The organism is Agromyces sp. NPDC058110 (assembly GCF_042884735.1).
GTDB lineage: Bacteria > Actinomycetota > Actinomycetes > Actinomycetales > Microbacteriaceae > Agromyces.
In genome coordinates, this window is the sequence record NZ_JBHVTI010000002.1 from 298,591 (window position 1) to 314,258 (window position 15,668).

At 72.7% G+C, this 15,668-nt stretch carries 13 protein-coding genes and 1 pseudogene; 9 read left to right on the forward strand and 5 right to left on the reverse strand.

The features are described 5' to 3' along the window. Positions 1 to 17: 17 nt before the first annotated feature. Entirely contained in the window at positions 18 to 1,007 is a 990-nt protein-coding gene (locus ACFVS8_RS05950) for a GlxA family transcriptional regulator (RefSeq protein ID WP_387058870.1), read from the reverse strand. 85 nt (positions 1,008 to 1,092) lie between these two features. Here ACFVS8_RS05950 and ACFVS8_RS05955 point away from each other — a divergent pair, with 85 nt between their 5' ends. The 5 genes from ACFVS8_RS05955 (at position 1,093) to ACFVS8_RS05975 (ending at position 7,481) form a co-directional block, all read left to right on the forward strand. Continuing rightward, complete coding sequence (locus ACFVS8_RS05955) at positions 1,093 to 1,233, forward strand: hypothetical protein (RefSeq protein WP_387058872.1); 141 nt, start codon at positions 1,093 to 1,095, stop codon at positions 1,231 to 1,233. A gap of 34 nt (positions 1,234 to 1,267) precedes the next feature. Continuing rightward, positions 1,268 to 2,236: a UDP-glucose 4-epimerase GalE gene (gene galE, locus ACFVS8_RS05960; RefSeq protein WP_387058875.1), complete on the forward strand. Its 969-nt coding sequence runs from the start codon at positions 1,268 to 1,270 to the stop codon at positions 2,234 to 2,236. A gap of 192 nt (positions 2,237 to 2,428) precedes the next feature. Beyond that, a complete protein-coding gene (locus tag ACFVS8_RS05965; protein ID WP_082462249.1) occupies positions 2,429 to 2,749 on the forward strand; it encodes a WhiB family transcriptional regulator in 321 nt (106 codons plus the stop codon). A gap of 120 nt (positions 2,750 to 2,869) precedes the next feature. Then, the gene (locus tag ACFVS8_RS05970; RefSeq protein ID WP_387058878.1) at positions 2,870 to 6,025 is read left to right on the forward strand and encodes a glycosyltransferase; all 3,156 of its coding nucleotides are present in this window, start codon (positions 2,870 to 2,872) and stop codon (positions 6,023 to 6,025) included. Beyond that, positions 6,015 to 7,481, forward strand: a complete 1,467-nt coding sequence (locus ACFVS8_RS05975; protein ID WP_387058880.1) for a DUF5719 family protein — start codon at positions 6,015 to 6,017, stop codon at positions 7,479 to 7,481. Before ACFVS8_RS05970 ends, ACFVS8_RS05975 begins: the two co-directional genes overlap by 11 nt. A gap of 128 nt (positions 7,482 to 7,609) precedes the next feature. On the opposite strand, the gene ACFVS8_RS05980 is transcribed toward ACFVS8_RS05975, so the two are convergent. Further along, a complete protein-coding gene (locus ACFVS8_RS05980) occupies positions 7,610 to 8,050 on the reverse strand; it encodes a hypothetical protein (RefSeq protein WP_387058883.1) in 441 nt (146 codons plus the stop codon). Positions 8,051 to 8,095: 45 nt separating this feature from the next. On the opposite strand from ACFVS8_RS05980, the pseudogene ACFVS8_RS05985 reads away from it, so the two are divergent. The 3 genes and pseudogenes from ACFVS8_RS05985 to ahcY form a co-directional block, all read left to right on the forward strand. Next, positions 8,096 to 8,278: pseudogene (locus ACFVS8_RS05985) on the forward strand (DUF3499 family protein); the annotation flags it as partial. A gap of 32 nt (positions 8,279 to 8,310) precedes the next feature. Further along, positions 8,311 to 9,744 carry a phosphomannomutase/phosphoglucomutase gene (locus ACFVS8_RS05990; RefSeq protein ID WP_387058886.1) on the forward strand — a complete coding sequence of 478 codons (1,434 nt, stop codon included), beginning with the start codon at positions 8,311 to 8,313 and terminating at the stop codon, positions 9,742 to 9,744. A gap of 45 nt (positions 9,745 to 9,789) precedes the next feature. Then, a complete protein-coding gene (gene ahcY / locus ACFVS8_RS05995; RefSeq protein WP_387058888.1) occupies positions 9,790 to 11,268 on the forward strand; it encodes an adenosylhomocysteinase in 1,479 nt (492 codons plus the stop codon). A 151-nt stretch (positions 11,269 to 11,419) separates the two neighbouring features. Here ahcY and ACFVS8_RS06000 read toward each other — a convergent pair whose 3' ends face one another. Beyond that, positions 11,420 to 12,268 (reverse strand): RDD family protein, encoded by an 849-nt coding sequence (locus ACFVS8_RS06000; RefSeq protein WP_387058891.1) that lies wholly within the window; start codon positions 12,266 to 12,268, stop codon positions 11,420 to 11,422. 17 nt (positions 12,269 to 12,285) lie between these two features. Here ACFVS8_RS06000 and ACFVS8_RS06005 point away from each other — a divergent pair, with 17 nt between their 5' ends. Then, positions 12,286 to 13,281 carry a stage II sporulation protein M gene (locus ACFVS8_RS06005; RefSeq protein WP_387058894.1) on the forward strand — a complete coding sequence of 332 codons (996 nt, stop codon included), beginning with the start codon at positions 12,286 to 12,288 and terminating at the stop codon, positions 13,279 to 13,281. A gap of 89 nt (positions 13,282 to 13,370) precedes the next feature. On the opposite strand, the gene ACFVS8_RS06010 is transcribed toward ACFVS8_RS06005, so the two are convergent. Next, on the reverse strand, positions 13,371 to 14,129 hold the full coding sequence (locus tag ACFVS8_RS06010) for an aquaporin (RefSeq protein WP_387058897.1): 759 nt from the start codon (positions 14,127 to 14,129) through the stop codon (positions 13,371 to 13,373). A gap of 200 nt (positions 14,130 to 14,329) precedes the next feature. Further along, a complete protein-coding gene (locus tag ACFVS8_RS06015; protein ID WP_387058900.1) occupies positions 14,330 to 15,667 on the reverse strand; it encodes a DUF58 domain-containing protein in 1,338 nt (445 codons plus the stop codon). Position 15,668: the final 1 nt, after the last annotated feature.

The window sequence follows — 15,668 nt, forward strand, 5'->3', positions numbered from 1 at the left end:
GCCGCGGGCTCGGGTCGTCAGGCGAGCCTGGCGAGCTCGGGCTCTGCGGTCGCAGCCGCCGGACGACCGCCGAACACGCGGCGGTAGGCCGTGGGCGTCGTCTGCAGCACCTTCACGAAGTGGTGGCGCATGACGGCGGCGGCGCCGAACCCGGTCTCGCGGGCGATCTCCTCGAGCGACAGCGAGGTCTCCTCGAGGAGCTGCTGCGCGCGCAGCAGGCGCTGGCGGTTGAGCCAGGCGTTCGGCGTCGTGCCGGTCTCGGCGCGGAACCGCCGTGCGAACGTGCGCGGCGACATGAGCGCCTTCCGGGCGAGCAGGTCGACCGTGAGGTCCTCGTCGAGGTGCTCGAGCATCCAGGCCGTGACCGTGGCGAACGAATCGGTGCGGCATTCGGGCACGGGGGTCTGGATGAACTGGGACTGCCCGCCGTCGCGCTGCGGCGGAACGACCATGCGCCGCGCGACGATGTTCGCGGCGGCGGCTCCGAGCTCGGTGCGCACGATGTGCAGTGCGGCGTCGATGCCGGCAGCGGTGCCCGCGCCGGTGACGACCTTCTCGTCCTGCACGAAGAGCACGTCGGGGTCGACGACCGTGTCGGGGAAGGTCTCGGCCATGAGGTCGGTGTACATCCAGTGGGTGGTCGCGCGGCGACCGGCCAGCACTCCCGCGTGGCCCAGCGTGAACGCGCCGGAGCAGACCGAGAGCACCCAGGCGCCGCGGTCGACGGCCGAGCGGATCACGTCGAGCACGCGCTCGTCGGGCTCGCTGCCGATGAGCGAGGCGGGAACCGCGACGAGGTCGGCCTCGTAGGCGAAGGAGAGGTCCTCGTGCACGACCACGTCGAAGCCGAGCTTGGTGTGGATCGGGCCGGGGTCTGCGGCGACGACGTGGAAGTCGAATGTCGGCCCGCCCTGCGCGGTGCGGTCGATGCCGAAGACCTCGCACACGACGCCGAACTCGAACGGCGCCATCTGGTCGAGGGCGATGCAGGCGACGGATCGGAGCACGTGGCAGCCTCCTTGGCAGAAAGTGGTCGGTGGTTGTCAACCCTGCCACTTTCGGCAGGATATGACAAGAGCGAGACTTTCTGCCATGACCATTCTCCTGATCCTCACCATCGCCGCACTGGCCGTCTGGGCGGTCGCCGGAGCAGTCCTCTCGGCGACCCGCGACGGCTACCACCGCCTCGACGCCCGCGACGGGTATCGCCGAACCCCCGTTAGCATCGACTGAGGCCTGCCACCGGGCGCGCCCGGAAAGGCAGGAAATGAGCTGGCTCGTCACCGGAGGCGCCGGATACATCGGAGCGCACGTCGTTCGCGCGTTCCGTGCGCAGGGCATCGACGCGGTCGTGATCGACGACCTCTCCTCCGGCAAGGAGGCGTTCGTCCCCGAGGGCGTCCCGCTCGTGCGCGGATCGATCCTCGACGGCGCGCTCCTGGAGCAGGCCATGACCGACCACGACGTGCAGGGCGTCGTGCACCTCGCGGGCTTCAAGTACGCGGGCGTCTCGGTGAACCGGCCGCTGCACACGTACGAGCAGAACGTGACGGGCACGGCGACCCTCCTCGCCGCCATGGCGAGCACGGGCGTCGACCGCCTCGTGTTCTCGTCGAGCGCCGCGGTGTACGGCACGCCCGATGTCGACCTCGTCACCGAGGCGACCGCGAAGCACCCGGAGTCGCCCTACGGCGAGTCCAAGCTGATCGGCGAGTGGATCATCGCCGATCAGGGGCGGGCGACGGGGCTGCGCCACACCAGCCTGCGGTACTTCAACGTCGTCGGCTCCGGCACGACCGAGGTCTACGACGCGAGCCCGCACAACCTCTTCCCGCTCGTGTTCGACGCCCTCCTCGACGGGCGCACGCCCCGCATCAACGGCACCGACTACCCGACGCCCGACGGCACCTGCGTGCGCGACTACATCCACGTCGCCGACCTCGCCGAGGCCCACGTCGTGGCGGCGCGACGCCTCGACGACGGCGAGCCCCTCGAGCCCGTGTACAACCTCGGCTCAGGCGACGGCGTCTCGGTCGGCGAGATCATGACCGCGGTCGCCGACGCGACGGGCATCGACTTCGTCCCGGATGCCGCGCCGCGCCGCACCGGCGACCCCGCCCGGATCGTCGCCTCCGGCGAGCTCGCCGCGCGCGACCTCGACTGGCGCATGCGGCACTCGCTGGCCGACATGGTGACGACCGCCTGGGAGGCCCGCCGGGCGGCGACCGACGCCTAGGCGTCGACGCGCGGCATCCGCGCTCCGGATCAGATCACAACTCGCCAACGCCCTCGGCGTGTCGATCGCGTGTCGAAGCCTCGATGACCGATCGAGGGTTTACGATCTGCGACTTGACTCTCACGAACTACACCGGTGTAATTGGTCATGACACACCCTTTGGGTGGTCGGTACAACTGGGTGGGAGACGATATGAGCAATCCTGAATATCGTTCTGGAGTACCTGACGATTGGTTCGTCGATCCGGTTCGGCTCGGCGTTCCTGGGGTTCGTCCGGGAGCTGGCGACGACAATCCGCTGGCATGGCAGAGCGACGCACTGTGCGCGCAGACCGATCCGGAGGCGTTCTTCCCCGAGAAGGGCGGTTCCACGCGCGACGCGAAGAAGATCTGCACGGGCTGCGAGGTCCGGGCGCAGTGCCTCGAATACGCGTTGGGCAACGACGAGCGGTTCGGCATCTGGGGTGGACTGTCCGAACGCGAACGTCGCAAGCTCCGCAAACGGGCGGTCTGAACGAGCACGCGCCGTCACCTGAGGGTGGCGGCGCGTTCGTCGTTCCGGGGCTCCCATCGGATTCGAGGCGCGCCCGGGCAGTTCCGGATCACGCGCACGGCGCCGCCTAGGCTGGCCCCGATGTTCCCCAGAGTCACCGCCGTCCTCGTCGCTCGCCACGGCGGCGACCGCCTACGGCACACGTTGGACGCCCTCCGTGCGCAGGGCCGACCGCCCGACGCGCTCGTCATCGTGCTCACGAGGCCCGAGGCCGATGCTCGCGAGATCGCCGCCTCCGCGGGCGCGACCCACCTCGTCGAGTCGAACGAGACGCTCTCGTTCGGCGAGGCCGTGCGCGCGGGCGAGCGCGTACTCGAGCCCCCGGCCGACGAGGCCGACGCGCTCTGGCTCCTCGCCGAGGACTCGGCCCCCGAGCCCGACGCGCTCGAGGCGCTGCTCGCGACGCTCGTGAACGGCCGCTCGATCGCCGTCGCCGGACCCAAGCTCGTGCGCTGGGACGCCCCCGATCGGCTCTCGAGCCTCGGTCGCACCATGACGCGACTCGGTCGCTCCGTGCCCGTGGTCCCCGAGGAGCTCGACCAGGGGCAGCACGACGACCAGAGCGACGTGCTTGGGCTCGACCCGGCAGGACTGCTCGTACGCCACCAGGCGTGGCAGGCGCTCGACGGCTTCGACCCCGCGCTGCCCGTCGTCGACGACGGACTCGACCTCGGCGTGCGAGCGCGCCTCGCCGGCAACCGGGTCGTCGTGGTGCCCGAGGCGCGCGTGCGCTTCGCGCGCGACGGCGTCGCCGGCCCGCAGGCGGGCGACCGGGCTTCCTCCCGCCGTCGGACGGACCGTCTCGCGCGCGCCGCCGCCCTGCACCGGCGGCTCGTGTACGCGCCCGCCGCCGCGGTGCCGCTGCACTGGCTCACGTTCCTGCCGCTCGCGCTCGTCCGTTCGGTCGTCGCGCTGCTCGGCAAGCGCCCCGGCGCGATCCCGGGGGAGTTCACGGCGGCCTTCGCGACCATGTTCGGCGGCATGCGCGTGCCCAGGTCGCGTCGGGTGCTCGCTTCGGCGAAGACCACCGGATGGTCGGCCGTCGCGCCGCTCCGGCTGCAGCCCGACGAGGCCAGGCGACGCCGCGATGCCGCGGTGGAGGCGCGCCGCATCCGCGCGCGCGGACGCACCGACGACGTGGCGTTCATCGGCACGGGCGGCGGCTGGGTGCTGCTCGTGTCGGTCGTGGCATCCGTGGTGCTGTTCTCCTGGCTGCTCGGCGCAGGAGGCGTCGGCGGCGGCGGACTGCTGCCCCTGTCGAACGGCCTCGCCGAGCTCTGGCGCAACGCGGCGTACGGCTGGCGCGACATCGGTGCCGGGTTCGTCGGCGCCGCAGACCCGTTCGCCGGCATGCTCGCCGTGCTCGGGTCGATCACGTTCTGGGCGCCGTCGGCGGCGCTCGTCGGACTCTGGCTGCTCGCGCTGCCCGCCGCCGCGCTCGGCGCGTGGTTCGCCGCGTCGAGGCTGACGGAACGCGGGTGGGTGCGCGCACTCGCCGCGATCGTCTGGATGCTGGCGCCGATGTTCCTCGCGGCGCTCGCCGAGGGGCGCCCGGGTGCCGTGCTGGCGCACGTGCTGCTCGGCTGGCTCGCCTACGCGATGCTCGGCGCCGCCCGATCGTGGTCGTCGGCCGCGACCGCGTCGTTGCTCTTCGCCGCAGTGCTCGCCGCGGCACCGAGCCTCGCGCCCGCCCTGCTGCTCGGCTGGGTCGTCGCCCTCGCGACCAGCGGCCGCGCGGCGGTGCGCTTCGCCTGGCTCCCGGTGCCCGCGCTCGCGCTCGCCCTGCCGCTCGTGCTCGAGCAGATCTCGGCGGGCAACCCGCTCGGCCTGCTCGCCGACCCGGGGCTGCCGCTCGGCAGCGTGTCGCCGACCCCGTGGGAGCTCGCGCTCGGCCTGCCCGAGGCGGGCTGGGGTGGTTGGCCCGATGCCGTCGCATCGATCCCGGTGCTCGCGGGCCTCGACGCGCGCACGCTCATGTTCGTGCTGTCGGCCCTGCTCGTGCCGCTTCTGCTCGTCGGGCTCGGCGCGTTCTTCGCCCGCGGCATCCGCACGGTGCTCCTCGCCGTCGCGACCGCGATCGCGGGCTTCGCGACCGCGTTCGCCGCGACGCTGCTGTCGGTCGCGACCGCAGGGTCGGAGTCGATCGCGATCTGGGCCGGTGCCGGGCTGAGCCTCGCCTGGCTCGGACTGGTCGTGGCGGTCGTGGTGGGCGCAGACGCCCTTCGGCGCTTCCGCGGCTGGGTGGTCGCGGTGGTCGCCCTCTGCGCGGTCGTCGCGGTGATGCCCACGCTCGGGGCCCTCGCCACGGGGTCGGCGGTGGTGGGGCCTGCGGCCGAGCGCTCCGTGCCCGCGTACGTGGTCGCCGAGGCCGACGCCGATCCCCGGGTCACGACGCTCCGGATGCAGCCGCTCCCCGACGGCGGCCTCCGCGCGACGCTCGTGCACGGGCTCGGCGAGACCCTCGACGACCAGTCGACCCTCGCGCAGACGCGCACCGAGCTCACCGACGACGAGCTGCAGATCGCCGACATCGCCGGCAACCTCGCGAGCCGCAGCGGGTTCGACGCCGACGCCGCGGTGGGCGAGTACGGCATCTCGTTCGTGCTGCTCGCCGGAGCGGCCGACGGCGATTCGAATGCGACCGCCGAGCGAGCCCGCGTCGCCCTCGACGGCAATGCGGCGCTCACCCCGGTCGGCGACACCGACTACGGCACCCTGTGGCGCTTCGTCGACGCCGAGCCGGATGCCGCGGCCGCCCAGATCCCGACCGACACCGGCTGGGTCGGTGGCCTCGTGACGGCCGTGCAGCTGCTCGTGCTGCTCGTGACCCTGCTGCTGTCGATCCCGACCGGTGCCGGACGAGAGCTGGATCGGCGGCCCCAGCGGGCGTCGCGCATGCGGCGCACCAGGCGGGAGCCGGTGGGGCGGGCCGAGACCGAGGTCGAGGCCGAGACTGAGTCCGAGCGCGATTCGGAGCCCGCGGCGGAGTCCGCATCGGTACCTGAGTCCGAGCCCGAAGCTGAGCCGGTGGAGCCGGCTGACACCGAGACTGAGGCCGAGCCCGATTCGGAGCCCGAGGCGGAGCCCGAATCGGTATCCGAGCCTGACCCTGAGCCGGCGTCCGAACCGGAGCCGGAGTCCGAGCCTGAACCACAGTCCGAAGCCGAACCCGAGTCCGAACCCGATCCCGAATCTCCCGACCGACCCGATGCAGGGGAGGCCCCCGATGCCCGCTGATCGCAGGAAGCTCGTTCGGATCGGAGTGCGCTCGCTCGCGGCCGTCGCGACCGCGGCCGTGGCGGTCGGCCTCGTCGGTGCCGCGACCCTCGGCACCTGGCCCGCCCACCGGGCGGAGCCGCCGTCGACGGTCGTGCAGCCCGAGGCCGTGAGCCAGCAGCGCGTCTGCCCCGGCCCGATCCTCGCGCTCGGCGCCGACGCGGCGGAGGCGACCGCGATCGACGTGGTCGGCACGGCGTCGGTCGTCACCGCGACGCAGCCCGACGACGTCGACCTCGAACTGTCGTGGCTGGCGATGTCCGACGATCCCGGGGCGGCGGAGGATTCCGGCCCGCTCGTGATCGACGCGGCGGCGGGCGCCGTCGACCCGGGCATGCTCGCGGGCGCCCAGTCGCAGACGGAACGGTCCGAGACGATCGGCGGGTTCGCCGCGGCATCCTGCACCGAGGGCGCCGCCGAGTCATGGCTCGTCGCCGGTGCGACCACCGTCGGCCGCAGCAGCCTCGTGCTGCTCTCGAACGCGAGCGACGTCGCGGCGACGGTCGACGTGCGGGTGATCGGCGAAGCCGGCCCTGTCGAGGCACGCTCGGCGATCGGCATCACCGTGCCCGCGAAGACGCAGCGCGTGCTCTCGCTCGCGGGCCTCGCGCCCAACGTCGCATCGCCCGTCGTGCACGTCACGAGCAGCGGCGGGGCGATCGCCGCCTCACTCGAGCAGTCGGTGGTCGAGGGGCTGGCGCCTGCGGGCGTCGAGATCTCCGGCCCGACGGCGCCGCCCGCGGAGACCCAGGTGATCCCGGGTGTGCTGATCGACGGCGGCACGGGCGTGGCCGCCGACGAGGACCACGCCGACGGCGATGCGTTCCCGGCGCTCCGGCTCTACAGCCCGAGCGGCGACGAGGTCGAGGCGGTGATCTCCGTGGTGCCGGTCGACGGCGGCGCCGGCGATTCCATCGACGCCGACCTGCAGCCGGGCAAGGTGAGCGACATCCCGCTCGGCGACCTCCCCGAAGGCGCCTACACGGTGCGCATCGACGCCGACGGCCCGATCGTCGCCGCCGCCCGGTCGACGGTCGCCGCACCCCCCGGCGACGACGACGCGGCGACGGATGCCGGGGTGCCGGCCGATCTCGCCTGGTTCGCCGCCGCGCAGCCCCTGCTCGACTCCGCGGTGCTCGCGATCCCGTCCGGACCGTCGCCCGCCCTGCACCTCGCGCTCGATGCCGATGCCTCGGACACGGCCTCCGTCACGGTCACCGTCGGCGGCGACGAGGTCGAGGTCGAGGTGCCGCCGTCCGGCGCGGTCTCGGTGCCGCTCGAACGCGGAACCGCGGTGCTCACCGGAGCCGAAGGAGTACGGGCCTCCGTCTCGTTCCGCGGTGCCGACGCGCTCGCCTCGTTCCCCGTCGCCCCGCCGGGCCCCCTCGACTCGCCGATCAGGGTGTACCCGCGCTGATCGGATGCCGCGGGGCCGGCCGGGGCAGTCGTCCCGGGTGCGTTGCGTCCGACGGTGCCTGCGCCCTGCGCCGTCCGACGGTGCGCAGGGACCGGCCAGGCGACGTGCCGCGGGGGCGGCAGCGCACGTCAGAGGTGGCGGTAGCGCCCCGGTGCGAGCTCCCACGGGTCGCGGTCGAGGAACTCGGCGACGGCGCGGAACACGCAGCTCTCGATGAGCAGCTTCTCGTCGCGCTCCTCGCCCTCCTGGAGGCGCAGGAACCGCACGATCGGCAACCGGTGGAACGTGATGCGCCGCTCGTCGTGCACGACCTTCCAACGATCGATGTGGTCGCCGTGGATCGCCTCCGCCGGAGCCTGCGTGACCTCGAAGACGACGCCCTCGAGTTCGGGCCAGAGGCCGCGCAGGTACGACGCCGTCGCCGCGACCGTCGCATCGAACTCCTCGATGCGGGTCGTGAGGGGCTCGAGGTGGGGGCCGGTGACTGCCGAGCGCATGCCCCGGCCGTGCCGGTCGCGGGCGAGTCGCCGGGGCGAGCGCGGGGTGGCGACACGACGGGATCGGGGCATGCCCTCCATCGTAATGTCCGGCAGCGTCGCTACCATGGTCGAGCCATGAAGAGACGATGTTCGCGCACCGCGTGCCCCGCCGAGGCGGTCGCGACCCTCACCTTCGACTACGCCGACTCGATGGCCGTGCTCGGCCCCCTGTCGGTGACCCGCGAGCCCCACGGCTACGACCTCTGCGCCACCCACGCCGAGCGCACCTCCGCGCCGGTCGGCTGGCAGGTCGTTCGATATGTCACGCCGGGTCGGGTAGATTCCACCGCATGACGAACGCCTCGAACCCGGTCGACCGCGAGCGCCTGAGCTCCATCGTGAAGGCATACGACGTCCGTGGGATCGTGGGCGACGCGCTCACCGAGCAGTCGGTCGAAGCCCTCGCGGCCGCCTTCGTCGACGAGGTCGGCGCTGCCGGCGGCAAGGTGGTCGTCGGCCACGACATGCGCGATTCCTCCCCGGTGTTCGCCGCAGCGTTCGCACGCGGCGCGACGGCCCGCGGGGCCGACGTGGTCGCGATCGGGCTCTGCTCGACCGACGAGAGCTACTACGCATCGGGTGCGCTGCACGCGCCCGCCGCGATGTTCACGGCCAGCCACAACCCGGCCGCCTACAACGGCATCAAGTTCTCGCGGGCAGGGGCGCAGGGCATCTCGCTCGACACCGGGCTCGCGGCGATCCGCGACCGTGCGGGCGACTACCTCGAGCAGGGCATCCTCCCCGTCGAGGCCACCGGTTCGGTGCAGCCGCTCGACGTGCTGGCCGACTACGCCGCCTACCTGCGCTCGCTGGTCGACCTCTCCGGCATCCGCCCGCTCAAGGTCGTCGTCGACGCGGGCAACGGCATGGGCGGGCTCACGGTGCCCGCAGTGCTCGGCACCGCGGCGGGCCTGTCCGAGCTGCCGCTCGAGATCGTGCCGCTGTACTTCGAGCTCGACGGCACGTTCCCCAACCACGAGGCCAACCCGCTCGAGCCCGCGAACCTCGTCGACCTGCAGGCCGCGGTGGTCGAGCACGGTGCAGACCTCGGGCTCGCCTTCGACGGCGACGCCGACCGTTGCTTCGTCGTCGACGAGCGCGGCGCGGCGGTCACCCCGTCGGCGGTCGCCGCGATCGTCGCGGTGCGCGAGATCGCCAGGGTCACGGCCCTCGGCGAGACCGACGTGAACGTGATCCACAACCTCATCACGTCGCGCTTCGTGCCCGAGACGATCGAGCAGGCGGGCGCGAACCCGGTTCGCACGCGCGTCGGCCACTCGCTCATCAAGGACCGCATGAAGGAGACCGGCGCGGTCTTCGGCGGCGAGCACTCCGCGCACTACTACTTCCGCGACTTCTGGGGCGCCGACAACGGCATGCTCGCCGCGATGCACGTGCTCGCCGAGTTCGGGTCGCAGCGGGCGCCGCTGTCGGAGCTCGCCGACCGGTTCACGCCGTACGCGCTCTCCGGAGAGATCAACTCGGTCGTCGACGACGTGCCGTCGGCGTACACCCGGGTGGTCGAGGCGTTCCAGGGCCGAGGGGAGTTCGACGAGCTCGACGGACTCACGGTGTTCGGCATCACGGCCGAAGACGAGCCGTTCTGGTGGTTCAACGTGCGCCCGTCGAACACCGAGCCGCTGCTGCGCCTGAACGTCGAGGGTGCGGATGCCTCGACCATGGCCGTCGTGCGCGACGAGGTGCTCGCCCTCATCCGCGCCTGATCGGGTCGGCTGCCCAGTCGGCCGGGCGCCTGCGACAATGGACGCATGACCATCGCCGAGACCTCCGCCCTCCCGTTCAAGGTCGCCGACCTCTCGCTCGCCGCGGCGGGGCGCCACCAGCTCCGCCTCGCCGAGAACGAGATGCCCGGCCTCATGGCCCTCCGCGAGGAGTTCGGCCCCTCGCAGCCGCTCGCGGGCGCTCGCATCGCGGGCAGCCTGCACATGACCGTGCAGACCGCGGTGCTCATCGAGACGCTCGTGGCCCTCGGCGCGCAGGTGCGCTGGGCGAGCTGCAACATCTTCTCGACGCAGAACGAGGCGGCCGCGGCGATCGCGGTCGGCCCCGAGGGAACCGTCGACGACCCCAAGGGGGTTCCGGTGTTCGCCTGGAAGGGCGAGACCCTCGAGGAGTACTGGTGGTGCACCGACCGCATCTTCGACTGGAGCGCGGAGGCGGCCGCCGCAGGTGCCGACTGGATCGGCCCGAACATGATCCTCGACGACGGCGGCGACGCCACGCTGCTGGTGCACGACGGCCGCGCGTTCGAGCTCGCGGGCGCCGTGCCCGCGACGCCCGCCGACGCCAGCCACGAGTACGGCGTGGTGCTCGACACGCTCCGCCGGTCGCTGGAGGCGAGCTCCGACCGCTGGACCCGCATCGCCGATGAGCTCAAGGGCGTCACCGAAGAGACGACGACCGGCGTGCACCGCCTCTACGAGCTGCACGCCAAGGGCGAGCTGCGCTTCCCGGCGATCAACGTCAACGACTCGGTCACGAAGTCGAAGTTCGACAACAAGTACGGCATCCGCCACTCGCTGCCCGACGGCCTGAACCGCGCGACCGACGTGCTCATGGGCGGCAAGGTCGCGTTCGTCGTCGGGTACGGCGACGTCGGCAAGGGAGCGGCCGAGGCGCTGCGCGGCCAGGGCGCGCGCGTCATCGTCAGCGAGGTCGACCCGATCTGCGCGCTGCAGGCGGCCATGGACGGCTACCAGGTCGCGCGCGTCGAAGACGTGGTCGGCGAGGTCGACATCTTCGTGACCTGCACGGGCAACAAGGACGTGCTGCGCCTCGAGCACATGCTCGCCATGAAGCACCTCGCGATCGTCTCGAACGTCGGCCACTTCGACAACGAGATCGACATGGCGGGCCTCGAGGCGCTCGAGGGCGTCGAGAAGGTCGAGATCAAGCCGCAGGTGCACGAGTGGCGCCTGCCGACCGGCCGGTCGATCCTCGTGCTCTCCGAGGGTCGCCTCATGAACCTCGGCAACGCGACCGGTCACCCGTCGTTCGTCATGTCGAACTCGTTCACCAACCAGGTGCTCGCGCAGATCGAGCTCTGGACCCGGCCCGAGCAGTACCCCGTCGGCGTCTACGTGCTGCCGAAGCACCTCGACGAGAAGGTCGCGCGCCTGCACCTCGACTCCCTCGGCGTGCAGCTCACCGAGCTCAGCCCCGAGCAGGCCGCCTACATCGGCGTGCCGGTCGAGGGCCCGTACAAGGTCGACCACTACCGGTACTGATCGGTCGGTCTCGCATGGGCGGGGCGGATGCCGCGGGCGCAGGCCTGCGGCATCCGCCCCGCTCTCGTTCCGTGGTTGTCCTGCGCGCTCGGCGAGACCCGCGTGCGGAGGCCGGCCGACGAGCCCGCGCGGCGTGCGGGGACTCGCGGGCTCAGCGCCGCGGGAACCCCGCGGGAGCGGCCGACAGCACGGGTTCGAGCGCGGCGAGACGGGCGCGTTCGAGTTCGAGCGCCCGGGCGTCGCGCGTGCGGCGGAGGGCGACCACGCCGGCCAGGAACGGCTCGGGCGCGGCATCCGGCACCGGCGAGACGAACGGCGCGACCTCGGCCGCGAGCGATGCCGCGAGGCGGGCGCGGCTCTCGGGCGAGAGCTGCCCGACGTTCTCGAAGAACGAGGCGACGCGGCGCGCCAGCGGGTCGGGCAGTCGAGCGACGTCGGCGATCGAGGCCCACGGCACGAGCGCCGTCGGCACGTCGAAGGGGTTCGACGGCACGGCGGGCGTGCGCTCGACCTGGGCGTGGGTGCCGGCGAGCAGGTCGCCGAGTCGCTTCGACGAGGGGTTCAGGAATCCGACGAGCACGGCGAGCCCGCCGAGGGTGAGGTAGATCTCGAGCACGCCGGTGAGGGCCCGGATGAAGGCGTGCCGGAACCCGATCGCGCCGCCGTCGTCGCGCACGACGCGCAGGCCCATCGCGAGCTTGCCGAGCGAACGACCGCGCGAGGCCGTCTCGACCGCGGTCGGCACGACGATGATGACGAGCACGACGCCGCCGATCGCGATCGCCCGGAACGCCGCGCCGTCGACCGTGAGCCCGGCGCCCGTGGCGATGAGGGCCATGCCGACGAGGAGCGCGATCGAGACGAGCACGTCGATGATGGTGCCGCCGCCGCGCATGAGCGCCGATGCCGGTCGAAGGTCGAGCGCGACGGCCTCGCCGATGACCACGCCCTCCTCGTCGTGACGGGCGGCGCCGCTGCGGGCGTGCGTGGCGTCGACCATGGCTAGTATTCAAGCAGATGGACCTCGACGCGCTCGCCTCAGCACGCCACGACGAATGGCAGCGGCTCGACGCGCTCGGGCGTGCGAGTCGGCTCTCGGGCCCCGAGGCCGACGAGCTCATCGAGCGCTACCAGGGCGCCGCCTCCGATCTCTCGCTCGTGCAGACGACGGTCGGCTCGACGGCGCTCGGCGACCGGCTCTCGATCGGGCTCGCGAGGGCGCGCCTGCGGTTCACCGGCGCCTCCGAGAACCCGCTGAAGCTCTTCACGCGGTTCGCGCTGGTCGATCTGCCGGCCGCCCTGTACCGGGTGCGGTGGCTGACGCTCGCGGTCGCCGTGGCGACCGTGGTCGTCGCCGCGCTGTATGCGTGGTGGATCGCCGCCGACCCTCGGGTGCTCGCATCGCTCGGCGACGAGGCCGACCTGCAGCAGCTCGCCGACGAGGGTTTCGTGTCGTACTACTCGGAGAACCCGGCGGCCTCGTTCGCCGGCGCCGTGTGGACGAACAACGCGTGGATCGCCGCGCAGTGCGTCGCGTTCGGCATCACCGGCGTGTGGGTGCCAGTGGTGATCATGCAGAACGCCCAGAACCTCGGCATCACGGCGGCCATCATGTTCGCCTACGACGAGGCCGACACGTTCTTCCTCTACATCACGCCCCACGGCCTGCTGGAGCTCACGTGCGTGTTCGTCGCCGCGGCCGCCGGCCTCCGCATCTTCTGGGCGTGGGTCGCTCCGGGCCGGCGTCCGCGCGGCGTCGCGCTGGCCCAAGAGGCGCGCGCCCTGTTCACGGTCGCGATCGGGCTCGTGTTCTTCCTGTTCGTCTCGGGACTCATCGAGGGGTTCGTGACGCCCGCCCCGTGGCCGTGGCCCGTGAAGATCGGCATCGGCGTGCTCGCGCTCGGCGGGTTCCTCGCATACATGCTCGTGCTCGGCGGTCGGGCGACACGGGCGAGCGCGACCGGCGACCTCGAGGAGTTCGAGGCGGGAGCGACCCGCATCATCGCCGGCTGACCCGCATCCGTTCCGGTGCTCACAGCACCCGCGGGAGACGGCGAACGGCGGAGGTCCCGCGTGGGACATCCGCCGTTCGTGGTGCCGGACTAGGCCGCGAGCTTCGCGGGCCGGTCGAAGACCGCCTTGAAGATGAAGCCCGCGATGACCGCGCCGAGGATCGGGGCGACGATCGAGAGCCAGACCTGGCTCAGCGCTTCTGCCCCGCCGAAGATCGCGGTCGCGATCGAACGGGCCGGGTTGAACGAGCCGTTCGAGACCGGGATCGCGACGAGCGCGATGACCGTGAGGGTCAGGCCGATCGCCAGCGGCGCGAAGTTCGCGGCCACGCGGCCGGAGCTGGTCACGCTGAGGATCACGAAGAGGAAGACCGCGGTCGCGATCGTCTCGACGAGGAACACGGACACGAGGCCGTAGCCGCCCGGCGACAGTTCGCCGTACCCGGTCGAGGCGCCCTGGAACACGGCGATGTCGAAGACCGGGCCGGTCGCGAGGATGCCGAGCAGCGCCGTCGACGCCAGAATGCCGCCGACGAGCTGCGCGGCGATGTAGCCGAGCACCTCGCGCCACGCGAAGTGGCCGGCGACCGCGAGCCCGAGGGTCACGGCCGGGTTGAAATGCCCACCCGAGATCGGGCCGAACGCGTAGGCCCCGACCACGACGCTCAGGCCGAGCGCGAGCGCGACGCCGAGGAAGCCGACGTTCAGGCCGCCCTCGCCGCCGGCGAATCCGGCCGCGAAGATCGCGGTGCCGATCACGCCGAAGACGAGGATGAAGGTGCCGAGCACCTCCGAGGTGAGTTTCTGGACCGTCGACGGTGAGGCGACGGGAGTGGACGTGGTGGACATGACCGATCCTTTCGTAGGGAGGGTTCGAAGCGCGTGTGCATGAGCAGTGCCGAGTGGAACGCGGCGCCCCCGAGCCGCGGTTCGTTGCGACCATAGCGAGCGCGCGCCGCTCGATCGGGACATCCGGGGTCGCATGACCGAATCGTTATGCGATGTTCGATGTCCGGACCCGCTGGTCGGTCTCGGACGTCGGCGCCGGGTCAGAGCAGTCCAGCGGCCTTCAGGTCGAGGTACCGATCGGCGAGTGCCGGCGGCAGGTCGCGAGGGGCCGCCGAGACCGCATGGGCGCCCGACTGCCGGATCGCCGCCGCCACGCGGTCGACGTCGAGGCGAGCACGCTCGGCCGAGCCGGCGAGGTACGCCTCGTCGAGCGTGCCGCGGCGCGCGGCCGAGGCGGCCGACTCGGGATCCAGCACCGACGCGACGAGCACGGTGTGCCTGGCCGTCAATTGCGGCAGCACCGAGAGCAGCCCGCGCGTCGCCCCGGGAGAGTCGGCGGCCGTGAGCAGCACGACGAGCGCGCGTCGGCTCGTCGTGGCCCGGATCCGGGCCGGTAGGCCCGTCCAGTCGGCCTCGATGAGCTCGGCCTCGACGCCGGCCATCGCCTCGACGAGACGGGGCAGCAGTTGGGGGCCCGTCACCCCGGTCACCCTGGCGCGCGCCCGTCGGTCCCACGCGAAGAAATCGACGCGGTCGCCGGCGTGCGTCGCGAGCGCGGCGAGCAGCAGGGTGGACTCCCACGCGGTGTCGAGCCGGGGTTCGTCGGCCACCCGCGCGGCCGCCGTGCGCGAGGTGTCGGCGACGATCACGATGCGGCGGTCGCGTTCGGGCCGCCAGGTGCGCACCATGAGCTTCGCGCCGCCACGGGCCGCCGGATCGACGTGGCGCGCGGTGGCACGCCAGTCGATGGAGCGCACGTCGTCGCCGCGCACGTACTCGCGGATCGAGTCGAACTCGGTGCCCTGGCCGCGCACCAGCATGGGCGTGCGGCCGTCGAGCTCGCGCAGGCGCGTGAGCCGCGACGGCAGGTGCACGCGCGAGTGGAACGGCGGCAGCACGCGCAGGCGCCCCGGCGCCGCGAGCGTCGCCTGTCGGCACCACAGGCCCAACGGCCCGGCCGAGCGGATCGTCACGGCCTCCGTTCGCCGATCGCCGCGGCGCCACGGTTCGAGCTGCAGCCGCAGGCTCCGCCGCTCGCCTGCAGCGACGTCGAGCCGGGTGCGGTTCGACCCGGCGACCCCGGCCGACGGCTCCCAGCCGTCGCGGACGGTGGCGCGCAGCATCCGCTCGCCCGTGTTGACGACCGTGAGCGTCGAGGTCGCGGCCTCGCCCAGGCGCACCCGCTCGGGCAGGTCGCGCACGAGCGAGACCCGTCGCGGCGAGCCCGCGAGCGACAGGTCGAGCGCGCCCAGCCCGATCGTCACGGCGAGCCAGCCGAGCAGCGCGAGCCACGCGGCATCCGCCCCCGAGAGCCCCGCGACGACGACGGGCACGACGCCGAGGGCGACGAGCAGCACGAACCGACCGGTGACCGTCATG

Bases quoted from the DNA above. Each gene is read 5' to 3' on its own strand.
- ahcY (WP_387058888.1), top strand. From the start codon at position 9,790: ATGACCATCGCCGAGACCTCCGCCCTCCCGTTCAAGGTCGCCGACCTC.
- ACFVS8_RS06005 (WP_387058894.1), top strand. From the start codon at position 12,286: ATGGACCTCGACGCGCTCGCCTCAGCACGCCACGACGAATGGCAGCGG.
- galE (WP_387058875.1), top strand. From the start codon at position 1,268: ATGAGCTGGCTCGTCACCGGAGGCGCCGGATACATCGGAGCGCACGTC.
- ACFVS8_RS05980 (WP_387058883.1), bottom strand. From the start codon at position 8,050: ATGCCCCGATCCCGTCGTGTCGCCACCCCGCGCTCGCCCCGGCGACTC.
- ACFVS8_RS05955 (WP_387058872.1), top strand. From the start codon at position 1,093: ATGACCATTCTCCTGATCCTCACCATCGCCGCACTGGCCGTCTGGGCG.
- ACFVS8_RS05970 (WP_387058878.1), top strand. From the start codon at position 2,870: ATGTTCCCCAGAGTCACCGCCGTCCTCGTCGCTCGCCACGGCGGCGAC.
- ACFVS8_RS05975 (WP_387058880.1), top strand. From the start codon at position 6,015: ATGCCCGCTGATCGCAGGAAGCTCGTTCGGATCGGAGTGCGCTCGCTC.
- ACFVS8_RS06015 (WP_387058900.1), bottom strand. From the start codon at position 15,667: ATGACGGTCACCGGTCGGTTCGTGCTGCTCGTCGCCCTCGGCGTCGTG.
- ACFVS8_RS06000 (WP_387058891.1), bottom strand. From the start codon at position 12,268: ATGGTCGACGCCACGCACGCCCGCAGCGGCGCCGCCCGTCACGACGAG.
- ACFVS8_RS05965 (WP_082462249.1), top strand. From the start codon at position 2,429: ATGAGCAATCCTGAATATCGTTCTGGAGTACCTGACGATTGGTTCGTC.
- ACFVS8_RS06010 (WP_387058897.1), bottom strand. From the start codon at position 14,129: ATGTCCACCACGTCCACTCCCGTCGCCTCACCGTCGACGGTCCAGAAA.
- ACFVS8_RS05990 (WP_387058886.1), top strand. From the start codon at position 8,311: ATGACGAACGCCTCGAACCCGGTCGACCGCGAGCGCCTGAGCTCCATC.